At 71.5% G+C, this 13,295-nt stretch carries 10 protein-coding genes; 4 read left to right on the top strand and 6 right to left on the bottom strand.

Annotated elements, in window-relative coordinates; translation table 11 throughout:
• Both AC08OP_RS10830 and AC08OP_RS10835 read right to left on the bottom strand, forming a co-directional pair.
• Positions 1-585, bottom strand: a 585-nt coding sequence (locus tag AC08OP_RS10830) for a spheroidene monooxygenase (RefSeq protein ID WP_476614074.1), incomplete at its 3' end; no start/stop codon positions are given.
• A complete protein-coding gene (locus AC08OP_RS10835; RefSeq protein ID WP_476614075.1) occupies positions 582-4,526 on the bottom strand; it encodes a BTAD domain-containing putative transcriptional regulator in 3,945 nt (1,314 codons plus the stop codon). The genes AC08OP_RS10835 and AC08OP_RS10830, both read right to left, overlap by 4 nt.
• A gap of 349 nt (positions 4,527-4,875) precedes the next feature.
• Between AC08OP_RS10835 and AC08OP_RS10840 the strand changes: the two genes are divergently transcribed.
• Positions 4,876-5,601, top strand: coding sequence for a hypothetical protein (locus tag AC08OP_RS10840; RefSeq protein WP_476614076.1), 726 nt, complete (start codon positions 4,876-4,878; stop codon positions 5,599-5,601).
• A gap of 74 nt (positions 5,602-5,675) precedes the next feature.
• Positions 5,676-6,317 carry an SAV_6107 family HEPN domain-containing protein gene (locus AC08OP_RS10845; RefSeq protein WP_476614082.1) on the top strand — a complete coding sequence of 214 codons (642 nt, stop codon included), beginning with the start codon at positions 5,676-5,678 and terminating at the stop codon, positions 6,315-6,317.
• Between the two features lie 76 nt (positions 6,318-6,393).
• On the opposite strand, the gene AC08OP_RS10850 is transcribed toward AC08OP_RS10845, so the two are convergent.
• The gene (locus AC08OP_RS10850; protein ID WP_476614077.1) at positions 6,394-6,627 is read right to left on the bottom strand and encodes a hypothetical protein; all 234 of its coding nucleotides are present in this window, start codon (positions 6,625-6,627) and stop codon (positions 6,394-6,396) included.
• 7 nt (positions 6,628-6,634) lie between these two features.
• On the opposite strand from AC08OP_RS10850, the gene AC08OP_RS10855 reads away from it, so the two are divergent.
• Together AC08OP_RS10855 and AC08OP_RS10860 are read left to right on the top strand one after the other, a co-directional pair.
• Entirely contained in the window at positions 6,635-7,525 is an 891-nt protein-coding gene (locus tag AC08OP_RS10855) for a methyltransferase domain-containing protein (protein WP_476614078.1), read from the top strand.
• 88 nt (positions 7,526-7,613) lie between these two features.
• The gene (locus AC08OP_RS10860; RefSeq protein ID WP_462203442.1) at positions 7,614-8,024 is read left to right on the top strand and encodes a DUF3040 domain-containing protein; all 411 of its coding nucleotides are present in this window, start codon (positions 7,614-7,616) and stop codon (positions 8,022-8,024) included.
• Here AC08OP_RS10860 and AC08OP_RS10865 read toward each other — a convergent pair.
• Genes AC08OP_RS10865 through AC08OP_RS10875 form a run of 3 tightly spaced genes read right to left on the bottom strand, consistent with a single transcriptional unit; the run spans position 7,972 to position 12,988 of the window.
• Positions 7,972-10,539, bottom strand: coding sequence for a transglutaminase TgpA family protein (locus AC08OP_RS10865; protein WP_476614079.1), 2,568 nt, complete (start codon positions 10,537-10,539; stop codon positions 7,972-7,974). The genes AC08OP_RS10860 and AC08OP_RS10865 overlap by 53 nt on opposite strands.
• A complete protein-coding gene (locus AC08OP_RS10870; RefSeq protein WP_476614080.1) occupies positions 10,536-11,921 on the bottom strand; it encodes a DUF58 domain-containing protein in 1,386 nt (461 codons plus the stop codon). The genes AC08OP_RS10865 and AC08OP_RS10870 overlap by 4 nt, the downstream gene beginning before the upstream one ends.
• A gap of 38 nt (positions 11,922-11,959) precedes the next feature.
• Positions 11,960-12,988: an AAA family ATPase gene (locus AC08OP_RS10875; RefSeq protein WP_476614081.1), complete on the bottom strand. Its 1,029-nt coding sequence runs from the start codon at positions 12,986-12,988 to the stop codon at positions 11,960-11,962.
• Positions 12,989-13,295: the final 307 nt, after the last annotated feature.

Raw genomic sequence — 13,295 nt, forward strand, 5'->3', positions numbered from 1 at the left:
GCTGTAGGCGAACCTGCGCAGCGACGCCGCGTCCTGCCAGAGGCTGAACGTTCCCTGTAAGCCGATCGGCGCCTCCCCGATGCCAGCCGCGAAGATCAGACCCTCGGCCTCGGCGAGGTCGACCGCCACTGCCGGCACCGCTCGGCGGAAGGTGAGCGTGTGCCGCAGGGTGACGCGGGCCCGGGTGATCACCGCGACCGCCGCGGGGGCGCTCGCGGGAGACGGAACGTTCGACGCTGCCGGGTTGCCGAAGGGCTCCTGCCGTGACCACCGCCCACGTGACGACAGCGGGTGAAGGTCGATCCGCCAGCGTTCCTCGGCCAGTGATGACCATGCCCGCACCGACGCGGATCGTTCGAAGGAACGGGCCGCCGACGGGGAGGACCAGACGGCGACCATCGCCCACTGGCACGGATCGGCGTCCCGCAGGGTGAAACTGCTCGCCGAACCGGTGCCCAGCAGTTTTGCGAAGGTCAGTCCCGGTGTGTGCCGCAGGGCGGTACGGTCGGTGGCCATCCGCGCCAGGGCGTAACCGATCCGTCGTCGGGGCACCCGCCAGAAGTCGACGGTGACGAGCGTGCTCATCGCCGCACCGACGACAGGCGCAGCAGGCTGTCACGGACGGCCCCGTACTTGTCGGCGAAGGCCGTGGCCACGGCCCCGGCGCCGTCGTTGTCGCGCAGGGGTACCACCCGGCACCGCCCGGTTCCAGCCAGTACATGCCGACCGTCGCCCGCCACCTCCGCGAGCAGGCCGTCCGGACCGCCGCGGCCCAGCAGCGCGACGAGGTCGGGGGAGGAGACGTACACCGCCCCGTCGAGGCGCACGAACTCGGCCTGTACCTCGAGATGGGCCGCGTCCGACGGGGAGACGCGCAGCGGCACCCGCAGGTAGTCGTCCAAGGCGGTGCTCCCTTCCAGACTCCAGAGCCGTTCGAAGTGCTGTTCGACGAACTGGACCAGGGTGGAGGAGATGGCCGCCTCGTGCTGGGTCGCGGCGGCCGAGGAGTACCCGACGGGGAACGTCGAGACCAGCGCCCCGGTGTCCCAGCGGTGATACGTCGTCAGGGGCTGTTCGGTGTAGAGGCGGACCGCGAGCCGGGGGCGCAGGACGGGAGTGAGCCGATCTCGCAGTGCCTCGAGGACCAGCAGGTTCGAGTGGATCATGCCCGGTACGTCGACGCTGCGCAGGAGGTCGGCGGCTCGTCCGGCCACGGCCGGGGAGTCCGGGTCGAGTAGGAGTACCTGAATGATCGCTCCGGCGTCGACCGCCGCGAGCACCGCGTCGGCGAAGGCGGTCCGGTGCTCGGGGGTAGCCAGATCCGTCCAGGTGTTGAGTAACCGGACGCTGCGCCGGGACGAGGCGATCCGAGCGATGAAGTACGCCGGTTCGAACGTGCTGAGCAGCCGTCCGCTGGTGAACTGGGTGGGCTCGGCCGTGACCGGTGCGCTCAGCCGTTCCTCGGCGGCCGGCAGTTCGGGGGAACCCCGCTGACGCAGGAGCGTGATGCCCTGCTGCCAGGATCGCCGCGCCGCCGGATGGTCGTCCATCTGGGCGAGGATGTCACCCCGTCGGATGAGCACACGTGGCTCCCAGCGGGTGTCGGGTAGCTCGGCGAGTAGCGGCAGGCTCTCGTTGTAGCTTGCCAGGGCCCGGTCCAACCGGTGCTGGAAACGGTGGAGATCGCCCAGCCGGCGCAGGGCCAGCGCCTCCAGCGGACGGTTGCCGAGTTCGCGGGCGATCGACAGGCTCATCGTCAGGCAGTTGATGCCGTCGGTGAGCTCGTTGCGGTCGCCGTGGACCATGGCGACGTTCACCAGGGTCTCCGCCTCGGCCTTGCGGGCGCCGGCCCGGCGCATCATCTCCAGGCCGGCCTCGAAGTGGACCAGGGCCGTGGAGAACTCCCCCCGACCGCGGCAGGCGTCGGCCAGCTCGCGCAGCGTCCGGGCCTCACCCAGCTCGTCGCCGAAGTCGGCGAAGATCTCCCGGGCCCGGGTGAGGCGCTCCGTGGCCAGCGCCAAGTGGTCGACCGTAGCCCGGTAGACCTCGACCGCCGGTTGACCGTCGGGGTCCGTGCCGTCCGCGTCCAGTCGCCAGAAGGCGTCCTCGAAGGCCAGCGTGATGTCGCGCTCAGCGAGGTTGGTCAGCAGCGTCGCCTCGGCGAGGCGGTGCCCGGCCCGGCGGGCCGCGGCCAGCCCCAGGACGTGGCTCTGCTCCCAGTCGCCCCAGTGCGCCGCGAAGGCGTAGAACTCGGCGGCCTCGGTGGCGAGCAGCCAGGTCGGCTCGTCGAGACCGGCCGCGTGGGCCTGGTCGATCAGGCTCAGGAGGTTTCCTCGTTCCCCGCCGAACCAGACCAGCGGCTGACCGACCAGGTCGGCGACGCCTGCCTGTTCAAACCGAAACACGGCCCCCGTCGTGAGCGCCGCCACGTCCTCGGCGACGGGGGTGAGGGTGCGCACCTCGCCGGGGCTGAAGGTGTCGACCGCCTCCCGCAGCATCGCCAGATAGGCGTACAGCAGCCGGCCCAGGGCCGCCCGGTGTTCTCCGGACACGGTGGAGGGGGCCCCGGTGGAGGGGGCCCCGGCAGCGTCGTGATGGCCGTTGCCGGTGTGCCCGTTGCCGGTGTGCCCGTTGCCGGTATGACGGTTGCCGGTGTGACGGTTGTCCCCGCCGGCCTCGGGGATCCGGCCCGGGGTCGCGGGGTGGCCGAGTGGGGTGCCGACCCCGGTCTCGCGCTCCCGGGCGAACACCCGGAGCAGGTCGTGAAAGCGGTAGCGTTCGGTTCCCGTCCGGTCGGCGCCACGTCGTTCGAGTAGCTGGGCGTCGGCGAGCCGGTCGACGACGTCCTCGGCTTCGTCGAGGTCGAGGTCGAGGACCGCCGCCGCGGCCCACGGCGCGAAATCGCTCATCGCAGGCAGCGACAGCAGCCGGAAGGCGCGCTGCTCGTCCGGCGGCCGGCCCTCGTAGCTCAGCGAGAAGCTGGCCCGGATCTCCAGGTCGCCGGCCTCCAGCCAGGACAGCCGGTGGCGTTCGTTGGCGAGCCGCCCGGCCAGGCGGGCCAGTTTCCAGTGCGGATGGGCGGCCAGCTTGCGCCCGGCGATCTGGATCGCCAGCGGTAGGTAGCCGCACAGACCGACGATGTCGCGCGCGGCCTCGGGTTCGGCGTCGACCCGCTGCGTGCTGACCACCTTGGCCAGCAGCTCCACCGCGTCACTGGGCAGCAGGACGTCCACCATCCAGTACGGGGCGTTCAGGCCGTGCAGCCGCGACCGACTCGTGATGATGACCGCGCAGCCCGGGCTGGTCGGCATCAGCGGCCGGATCTGCGCCTCGCCCCCCGCGTTGTCGAGGATGATCAGAACCTTGCGGGTCACGAGCAGCTCCCGGTACATCTCGCCGAGATCGTCGGGGTCGGCCGGTACCGCGGAGCGGCTGACCCCGAGCGTCTGGACGAACCGGGACAGCACCCGGGCCGGGTCCAGTGGGGTGCTGTTGCCCCGCAGGTCCACGTATAGCGTGTCGGTGAACCCCGTGCGGACGCGATGCGCGACGTGCACGGCCAAGGCGGTCTTGCCGGCGCCGGCCTTACCCGCGAACGCCGCCACCACGGTTCCCCATGACAGCCCGACCGGATCGGTCAGCATGGCGTGCACCTGGGCCTGGATCGTGTCGCGCCCGGTGTATTCGCGGATGTCCGGGGGCAGCTGGTACCCCCCCTGGCTCGTGGGCGCCACGGAGACCGGCCGGTCGAGCGAGCGGGGCGGGGTCCAGGCCAGGCTGGACGTGCCGCGCAGCACGTCCTCCTGCAGCTGCTGCAACATCGCGGAGTCCAGCCCCAGGTCGTGCAGTGCCTCCAGGCCCTCTCGGCAGGCCCGGGCCGCGTCCTCGATCCGACCGTCCCGATAGAAGGCGAGAACCAGCTCCCGGCGCAGCCCGTCGTCGTGGGGGTGTCGTGTCACCAGCACGCGCAGATCCCCGATGACCTCGCGATGACGACCCAGGGAGAGGTCGGCGGCGATCCGGGTCTTGACGACGTCGAGCTGGAGTTCGTCGAGGGCGTCCACGTAGGCCCGGGTGAACGGGTAGTCGATCAGGTCGACCAGCGGCGGTCCCCGCCAGAGGGCCTGGGCCTCCTGCAGCGGGGCGATCGCGCTCACCGGGTCACCGTCGTCCACCGCGCGCCGGCCCTGTTCCAGCAGCCGACGGGCCTGTTCGGAGTCGATCTGCTCCGGGCGTACGTCGAGGACGTACCCGGTCCCCTTGCGCAACAGCACCTCGGGCCCGGTCTCCAGCCGCCGCCGCAGCTCGCTGACATGGGTGCGCAATGTGGCCAGCGCCTTCTCCGGCGGTGGATCCCCCCAGATCACCTCCAGCAGCCGGTGAGCGGGCACCACCTGACCGGCTTCCAGCAGCAACGCGGCCATCAACACCTTGCGCTGGGTGCCGCCTAGCACGATGGGTGCCCCCCCGGCGGTGATCTCCAACGGGCCGAGGATGGCGAACTGCAGGCTGTCGCGGTCGGGCATCTGGTCCTCTCGTACGACCCCCGGTGATGTCTGTTTACCGCAGCGTGCGCCGGGAGGGGACATGGCGGCAACCACCGATCTGGAACGACCCCTGTCGTTTCCGCGTCAGGCCTGCTCCGGTGCCCGGTGCCCGGTGCCCGGTGCCCGGTGCGACGCGGGTAGCGGTCCGGCTCCGTGGGGCGTCGCGTGACCCGATCGCGGAATCCGGCTGTTTCGATCAACGCATTCTCAATGGTTCTGGTGATTGTGCGTGCAGTGGGCGTTGATCGCTCGGAGGTGCACTGAGCCCACGAAACCGAGGGTGGCAGGCGGCCGGGAGACGGCCGGCGAGGCGGAGGGGGTTGGGAGCATGGCGATCACGGTGCCCAGGAGCCTGGCGAGGCGGCCCGCGTCGGCGGCGGGCCCGGGTCCGGGCCCGGCGGTGGCCCGAACCCGGGCACCGCGGCCGGCGGCCGGGGCGGGCTTTCTCCCGCGGCGGGCCGGCGGACTGCCGCACGAGCTGGTCTTCCGGATCGAGTCGGTGTCCCGGCACGCCTCGGTCCGGCACGTGCACATAGAGACCGGCGAGGGCGCGGTGCTGGCCGACTGGTGGTCGCGGGGCCGGGTCGAGCTGATGGCGGCCGGCCGGCCGTTCGTGCTGGAGACCGATCTTGACGGTTCTGGGATCCGTCTGGTCGAACCCATGGGACGGGTGCCCCTGGCCGCCTTCGAGCCAGGCCGCCACGGGGGCCGGGTGCGCCTGTCGGACGGTGCCACGCTGCGCTGGCTCACGCCGACCCGCGGCGAGTTCGCCAGCGGGCTCGTGGGTCACCGCGACGTGAACATCATCCGGTTTGCGCTGGACGGAACGGCGCTTGTCGTGGCCAATCCGGATGCGCTCGACCCGGGGGTCACCCGGGTGGCCCGGACGCCGGGTGCGGGTTCGGGACATGTCTGTCGGGGGAAAGTCGCGGACCCGCGGCTGGGATGGGTTCCCGACGTGGTAGCCCTGCTCGTCCTCGGCTGGTTTCTTCGGATGGTCGAGTCCGAGGTCGTCGGATCTTCTCGATTGCGTGTTCGATACCTAGGTGCTTGACGGGCGGCGCCGGAGAGGGTTCACTACTTTGTGATCGAACCTATGTTCGAGATCTGGGAGGTGTCGTGACCACCGTGACCAGTCGGCCGATCAGTGGCTCGATCAGTGGCTCGGACCCGGCGGGAGGAGCGGCCCGCAGTAAGGGCGCGTTCGGCGGCCATGGTGGATCCACCGGGCCGCGCGGTGCGTCCACCGAGCCGGTTGGACGGACCCTGGTGTCGGCGGCGGGGCTGCCCCGCCGCTCCCGTGACGATCTGTTGGTCGCCGCCCGGCGCGGTCTCGGTGAGGCCGAGTACGCCCAGACGGCCGGGGAGCGCTACGCCCTCGCCCATCTCGCGGCGCTGCGGGCGGCGGCCGCCGTCCTGGCGGACCGGGCCCGGCCCCGTCCCGGTCGTCGCGGTCGGCCCGTGAGTGCCTGGTGCCTGCTTATCCGGGTGGCCCCCGAGCTCGCGGAGTGGGCGGAGTTCTTCGCGGCGGGGGCTGCCCGGCGATCGGCGGCCGAGGCCGGGCTGAAGGTGGTGACCAGGCGGGAGGCCGACGATCTGATCCATCAGGTCGATCTGTTCATCGGGGTTGTCGAGGGCGTGCTGGGCCTGCCGTCCCAACCAGTGATCGCCGGCACCGGTCCGGTCGGGCGTGGGGAGGTCGCGATGGTCACGCCGCCGAGCCGACCACGGTCAGCCTGCCCTCGGCCCGGCGACGCCCCGGGCGGGTGACGAGCGGTTGCGTTTACGGTGAGCATCAGTCACTATCGGTTACCCCCCGAGGGGTAGTGGCTGGCGGAGCAGGAGATCATCGATGGTCCTCACCGGTTCTGGGCATCGGCACCGCGGTGCGCATCGGGCCGTGCCGTCCGCCGTTGCGCGTCGCAACAGCTGGGTACTGCGGGTCGTAGGGCTGTCGGCTGGCGGGCTGGTCGTCGGGGTTGTCATAGGTCTCACCGTGGGTCAGTGACGCGCCCGGTCCTCCGGCGTGGGCGAGCGGGCTGATGGCGGCGATGCCGACGATGCCGGCGTGAGGAGACACGACGCGCATGACCAGCCATGTCACCGGCGCGGATCTGCGGCAGGCTGCGATCTGGCACGGTCTGCGGACGGTCCTGCCCGGATCGGCAGCGGGGGTTCCGGCCTGGTCGGTGGCCCCGACGGCCGCGACCATCCCGCCGATCATCGTTGCCGCGGGCGGTGGGAGTGGTAGCTTCGCTGTCCCCCTGGCGGTCGAGGGCTACCTGGTGATCGTCGTGGACCCGTCGCCGGACGCCCTGGCAGCGTTGCGCCGTCGCGCCGACGAACGGGGCGTCGCCGACCGGGTCACGGCCGAGCAGGGCGATCTGGGCGACCTGACCGGCATCGTCGGCACCGAGACCGCCGATTTGTTGCTGTGCCACTCCGTCCTCGACGTCGTTGACGATCCCGGGGCCGCCCTGGCGGGGGCCCTGCGGGTGCTGCGCCCGGGAGGCGTCCTCAGCCTCGTCGTCGCGGGCCGGGCTGCCACAGTGCTCGCCCGCGCCCTGGCGGGTCGCTTCGAGCAGGCGCAGGCCGTGCTGACCGGCCAGGGCACCGGGGCGCCCCGGGCGGCCGCCGGGTTCACCACCGCCGAGATCGTCGCGCTGGTGGACGGGGCTGGCGCGGACGTCGTCGACGTCCACGGGGTGCGTGTGTTCGCCGACCTGGTCCCCGGGGCACTGGTCGACTCCGATGCCTTCACCGCGCAGCGGCTGCTGCGCCTGGAACTGGCCGCGGCCGCCCGGGAGCCGTTCCGTGACCTCGCGGCACAGCTGCATGTGCTTGCCCGCCGTCGTGCCGCTGGTACCGCTTGTAAAGCCGGCACCGCCGGTTCCCGTGATCGTGGATTTCCCGGTATGAAAGACCCCAGTTCGGGCACGGACCAGGTGACGGGAATCGCTCGGTTCCAACCAGCATGACAGGTTGCCTACCGCACCCGCCCGCACATGCCTATCCTTGGTTATCAGGTTCCGTCCGCCGGGCCTACAGGTCGTGGGAGGAGCGTCGATGCCGCTCTCGGAGAACGAGCAGCGCCTGCTGGAGCAGATCGAGCGCGCTCTCGTACAGGACGATCCGAAGTTTGCCAGTACCGTCCGTTCGACGGACCCCCGTACCTACCTGCTGCGCCGGGTGCGCCGCAGCGCGGTCGTCTTCGTCCTCGGTCTGGCCGTCCTGGTCGTCGGCGTGGTGCTCAACCAGGTACCGCTGACGGTGATCCTCGGCATCCTCGGTTTCCTCATGATGTTGTTCGCCGCGCTGCGCGGTGCGGCGGGCCTGCGCCGGATCAGCGGCCGTGACACCGGTCACCGGCGGCCGGGCGGTGTGCAGGGGGGATCGAAGCCGAAGCCGCGGGCTAGGGCTCCGTTCATGGAACGGGTCGAGGAGCGGTGGCGGCGGCGCTGGGAGGACCGTCCCTGACCGGGTCCGGCCAGTCCTGATTGTCATCATTGTCATCGTTCTGAATCGTGGCGGGCGCGGCGGGTGCGTCGTCCCCGCCGCCTCCCTGTCCCGTCCTCGACCGTCCGCGCGCCGAGGCCGGCGCGTCGCGCCGGAGAACCGATGCCGGGGCGATCCGCGCCAACATCCGCCTGGCCCGCGGTGCCAGCGCCCACAGCGTGGTGGTGGCCAGGACGACATCCTCGCTGAGGTCTGCGACGGACGGCGGCGCGGCCATCTCCGGTGGCGCGTAGCGGGCCCGCTCCTCCGCGGAGGCCAGCCGGGCGAGTGCCGCGCGGGCCTGCGGGTAGGTCGTGGGGGGCCCGCCGTCCCCGGATTGCCACGCAGACGGTTCCGGGCGGGACCCCGGGGCCTGTGCGGTGGTCGGCTCGGCGTCCAGGTAGGCGGTCAGCCGGGCCACCCCGGCCCGCGGCGAGTCGCTCGGCCGGATCATGATTCCCAGATCCGCGGCGACGTCCAGCAGTTCTGCCCAGGCGTCGTGGACCCGTTCCACCGTCGCCCCAGACGGATCTGAGGGATCGTCTTCGGCCGGGCGCAGCCGGACCCGCCTCCGCTGGATCCGGGTGATCGCCGGAACGGCCAGCAGGCCCAGGACGGGCAGGGCACCGTACAGCCAGATCACCCAGGAGGGAATCCCGGTGGAGGTCGATGCGCCATCACCTGACCGCGGAGCGTCCACCGCGGTCGGATCGTCGCCGGGAGCCGGCGTGGAGGTATCCGGCACGGGCACCGGCTCGGGCGCTGCCTGCAGTTCGGCCTGATCCTGATCTTCCGGCAGGGCGGCCTCATTGTCGGGGTCCTCGGGCCCGGCGGGGGCGTAGGACGGCGCCGAGGTGGCTCCGTCGCTGCGGCGGGTCGGCTCGAAGCTGAGCCAGCCGATCGACGGGAACCAGACCTCAGGCCAGGCATGCGCCTGCCGGTTGGTGATGACGTAGCTGCCGTCACTCTGCCGCTCCCCGGGGACGAAGCCGATCGCGACCCGGGCGGGTAGGCCCAGTATCCGCACCATGACCGTCATGGCCGAGGCGAACTGCTCGCAGTAGCCGCGGTGGGTGTCGAACAGGAACTTGCTGAGCGCGCCCTCCTGCGTGGTGGGGGCGCCCTGGAGGTCGTAGGTGAACTGCGGCCCCCGCAGGTATTCCTGGATCGCGTACACCTTTTCATAGGGGGTGCGCGCATCCGCGGTCACGGCCTTGGTGAGCTGGCGCAGCTGGGGATCGAGATTGTCAGGGAGCGCGGTCGCGATGTCGAGCGAGTCCGGGATCGGCCCGGTCGCGGCCTGAAGTTGCGCGCTCGTGGGATTCGGCACCACCGCGTCCACCTGGTAGTGCGCGTTCGCCGTCGAGGTCCGGGTCGAGAAGATCGTGCCTGTCGGTCTCGCCAGCCGCCAGTCGCCGGTCAGCCCCTCGATCCGGGTTGGGATGCCCGGAACCGGCAGATACAGCTCGTTGAACCGCCCGGTGACGGCCACTTCCGCACGCACCGACTGGGTGGTGCCGCCCGTCCGTGGTTTCGGTAGTCCCTCGCTGACCCGGTTCTCCCGGGTGGCGTTCAACGCCCGCAGGGTGAACAGCTGGCCGTCGAAGTTCTCCAGCGCCGTCAGTCGCAGATACTCCGGCTTGTCGAAGCGCACCCGAAGCAGGGGCACCTCCGTGCTGGCGTGCAGCTGCTGGCTCACCGAGACGATCGGCTGCACGACGCTGGCTGAACTCGGACCGTCCCCGGCGCCGGATCCACCCTTGCGCGACACTAGTCCCTCGCCGTCAAGGGACGGCAGGGCCAACGGCACCGCGATCGCAGCGACCAGCGCGGTGACGGCGACCCCGAGCGCGCCCACGGCGAGGCGACCGCCGAACATCTCGACGCCGGCCCTCCGCTGGTTGGAGATGGTCCGGCCCCATCGCCCGTACGCCAACCGCCCGTCGAGCAGGAGCAGGGCGATGAAGCTCACCGCGCCGAGCAGGAAGGGCACCGTGCCGACGCCCCCGGGCAGAATCGCCGCCGACACCGCATACAGCGCCAGCAGCGGAAGGCCGCCGAGCGTCGGGTGGTCGAACTTCACCACGATCAGATCGACGATCATGACCAGGAGGTAGACGCCGATCACCGTGAGGACCACCAGGCCCGGCCGGTCGGGCACCGGCGCGGCCAGCCGTGAGATGTCGGAGCCGCCGGCGGAGATGAGCGTGCGCAGCGTCTTGACCGTGGTGGCGGTCGGCAGGAAGCCCAGCAACGCCGTCGACCGCGCGGACAGCACGGTGACGGTGCCGATGAGGCCGACCAGACTGAGCAGGATCCCGGCCGCCGCCGGCAGCAGGAGCAGGCGGCTCGCCACCCCCGTCCCGACGGCCACGGCCGTGGCGACGAGTACCGGCCCGAACCACCAGAGGACACCCTCGAACAGACGGGTCAGCGCGCTGGTGGACAGCAGACAGACGACGGTGACGATCACTGTGGGCACCGGGCGGGCGTTCACGGCACCGACCGTCCGCCGATGTGGAGACCGCCGCTGTGCCCCGTTGCCCCGGTGAGTCCCACGGTCCCGGTGAGTCCCGTTGTCCCGGTGAGTCCGGAGACTCCGGCGGCACTCGAGGCACCGACGCCGCCCGTGCCCCGGGCCCGGGCGGCGACCCGCGGCCACATCGCCGCGAGGCTGGTGCCCGCCGCCGCGACAAGGACCGCCCAGCCAGCGCGGGTGAGCACCGCGTGCGTCGTTCCGAGGTCGGCGGCGATCTTCGGGGCCGCCGCGGCGGTGCTCCAGCTGGCCACGTCGACGAGCACCGCGATCGCCGGGGCGCTGAGGGGCCGCAGCCCGGCCAGCGCGGCGGCAGTGGGCGCATCGGTGTGGCCGATCACGGCGACAAACATGCCGCCGTGATCGGCCTGCTTGCGGCCGGCCGCGAGCGCTGGGTGCAGGGACTCGGTGGGGGCGGGCGTCAGCGTTGAAAGCTCATCGAGGAGCCCGCCGACGGTACCCCCCGCGGCGATGGCAGCCAGCCCCTGATCGGTCAGCAGTCGGACCCGGTACCCGCCCCGGACGAGGTGGACGCCGATCGCCCCGACCGCGCTCACCGCCCACTCGAACGATGCTGAGGGGCCTCTGTCGGGCCACGCCCGGGCCCGGGTGTCGATCAAGATAGTCGCCCCGCCCATCTGCGGGTGCTCCTCGCGCCGGACCATCAGCTCGCCGCGGCGGGCGGTTGTCTTCCAATGCACCTTGCGCAGGTCGTCGCCGGACCGGTACGGACGGGTCGTCGTCTCGTTCTCACCCGCGAGCCCGGTCCGGCGGCGCAGCTGGGTGCTGGCGCGCGCGGTACCGGTCGGGCGGGCCGGCGGCAGCCGCTCGATCGGGGGGGCCACGACCAGCTCGTCCAGGCTGCGGAAACTGCGCGACAGTTCGCACAGCCCGAACGGGTCACCGAGGCGGATCGCCATCGGTCCGATCTGGTAGCGACCACGCATCCCCGCGTGCAGGACATAGGACAGGTCCCGGCTGCCACCGGGCTCGATCCGGCCGAGTACGAACCGGACCCCGCCGCCCAGCCCGTCCGCGGCGGCGTCCTCCACCAGGAGCACCGACGACGGCGACCGGCTGACGTTTTCCAGTCTGATCCGGACCGAGACCCGGTCCCCGGCGGTCACCCGGCTCGGTTCGAGCCGGCGGGTGCAGGCGAGCCGGTAGCGGGTCCGGCAGACGAAGGCCGCCGCGAGCACGGGGAGGAGCATGAGGAGCAGGCCGATCCGCAGCAGGTCCTGCTCGCCGAGCACGGCCGCGGACGCCGCGCAGGCGATGCCGGCGGCGACGAACGACCGGCCGCGGATCGTCAGGCCACGCAGCGCCGCGACAAAGTCGCGCACCCGGAGGTTCCGCACCCGGAGGTTCCGCACACGGAGCTCTAACGGCCATGCCGGGTTAGGCGTGCCGTACCGGGACGAAGGATCGGAATCCGGCGCAGGACGTCGGTCAGGATGCGGGCGGCGACCTCGATCGTCGGCTCTCCGGAGAGCATGATCTCGGGCTGCAGCAGTAGGCGGTGCGCCATGACCGGGACAGCCATCTCCTGAACGTCGTCGGGGAGGACGAAACCGCGCTGGTCCAGGGCCGCGCGGGCTCGGGCAGCACGGATGAGATGCAGCGCCGCCCGGGGGGACGCGCCGAGCGCGATCTCAGGATGCGTGCGGGTCCCGCCGGCCAGGTCGACGATGTAGTGGCGCACCTCGGGCGAGACGTGCACCGTGCGGACGAGTGCGATCAGCTTGGCGATCTCGGCGGCGTCGGTGACCGGGGTGATGCCGGCCAGCGGGTTGGCGTTGCCGTGGCTGTCGAGCATCTCCAGCTCGGCCGCGGGGGAGGGGTAGCCCATCGAGATCCGGGCGGTGAAACGGTCGCGCTGGGCCTCCGGCAACGCCCGGGTGCCCTCCATCTCCACCGGGTTCTGGGTCGCGATCACCATGAAGGGCGACTCGAGCCGGTAGGTGACGCCGTCGACCGTGACCTGGTGTTCTTCCATGCATTCGAGGAGCGCCGACTGCGCCTTCGGCTCGGCGCGGTTGATCTCGTCGCCGACGACGATGTTGGCGAACACCGGACCGGGACGGAACTCGAAGTCACGGGTGCCCTGGTTGTAGACGCTGACCCCGGTGACGTCGCTGGGGAGCAGGTCCGGAGTGAACTGGATGCGGCGTACCCGGGCGTCGATGGACCGTGCGAGGGCCTTGGCGAGCATGGTCTTGCCGACCCCGGGGACGTCCTCGATCAGCAGATGGCCCTCGGACAGCAGCACGACCAGGGCCGCCGTGATCGCCTCGGACTTGCCGTCGATGACCGTCTCGATGCTGGCCCGCACCCGGTTGGTGACATCGGCGAGATGGCCGATGTCGGTCACCGGGTCACGCCAGTGCAGAAGACCAGGGTCGGTCACCACGAGTTTGGCCCCCCTCCGGGTGTCGAGTGTCGGGATGCGTCGCGCGTCGGGATGCGCGAACCCGGCCCCGGTGGGACCTGTCCCCCCCGAGTGTGACATCCACCGCGGGCGTGCAGGCCGTGGTGGTCGAGGAAACATGCCTCGAACCGGAGCCCGACAGGAGATGAGGGGTAGGTGTCTGTATCTGATCGGCCTCGCCGGGACGGCGGGTGAGACCGAATGTTCCTTCATCCACCAGAGTCATTTGTACTGATTTTTTGCGATTTATACCACCTTATTCTTAGGTATCGCGGGCGACCCCCAACGG

The organism is Frankia sp. CeRuru1 (genome assembly GCF_977966315.1).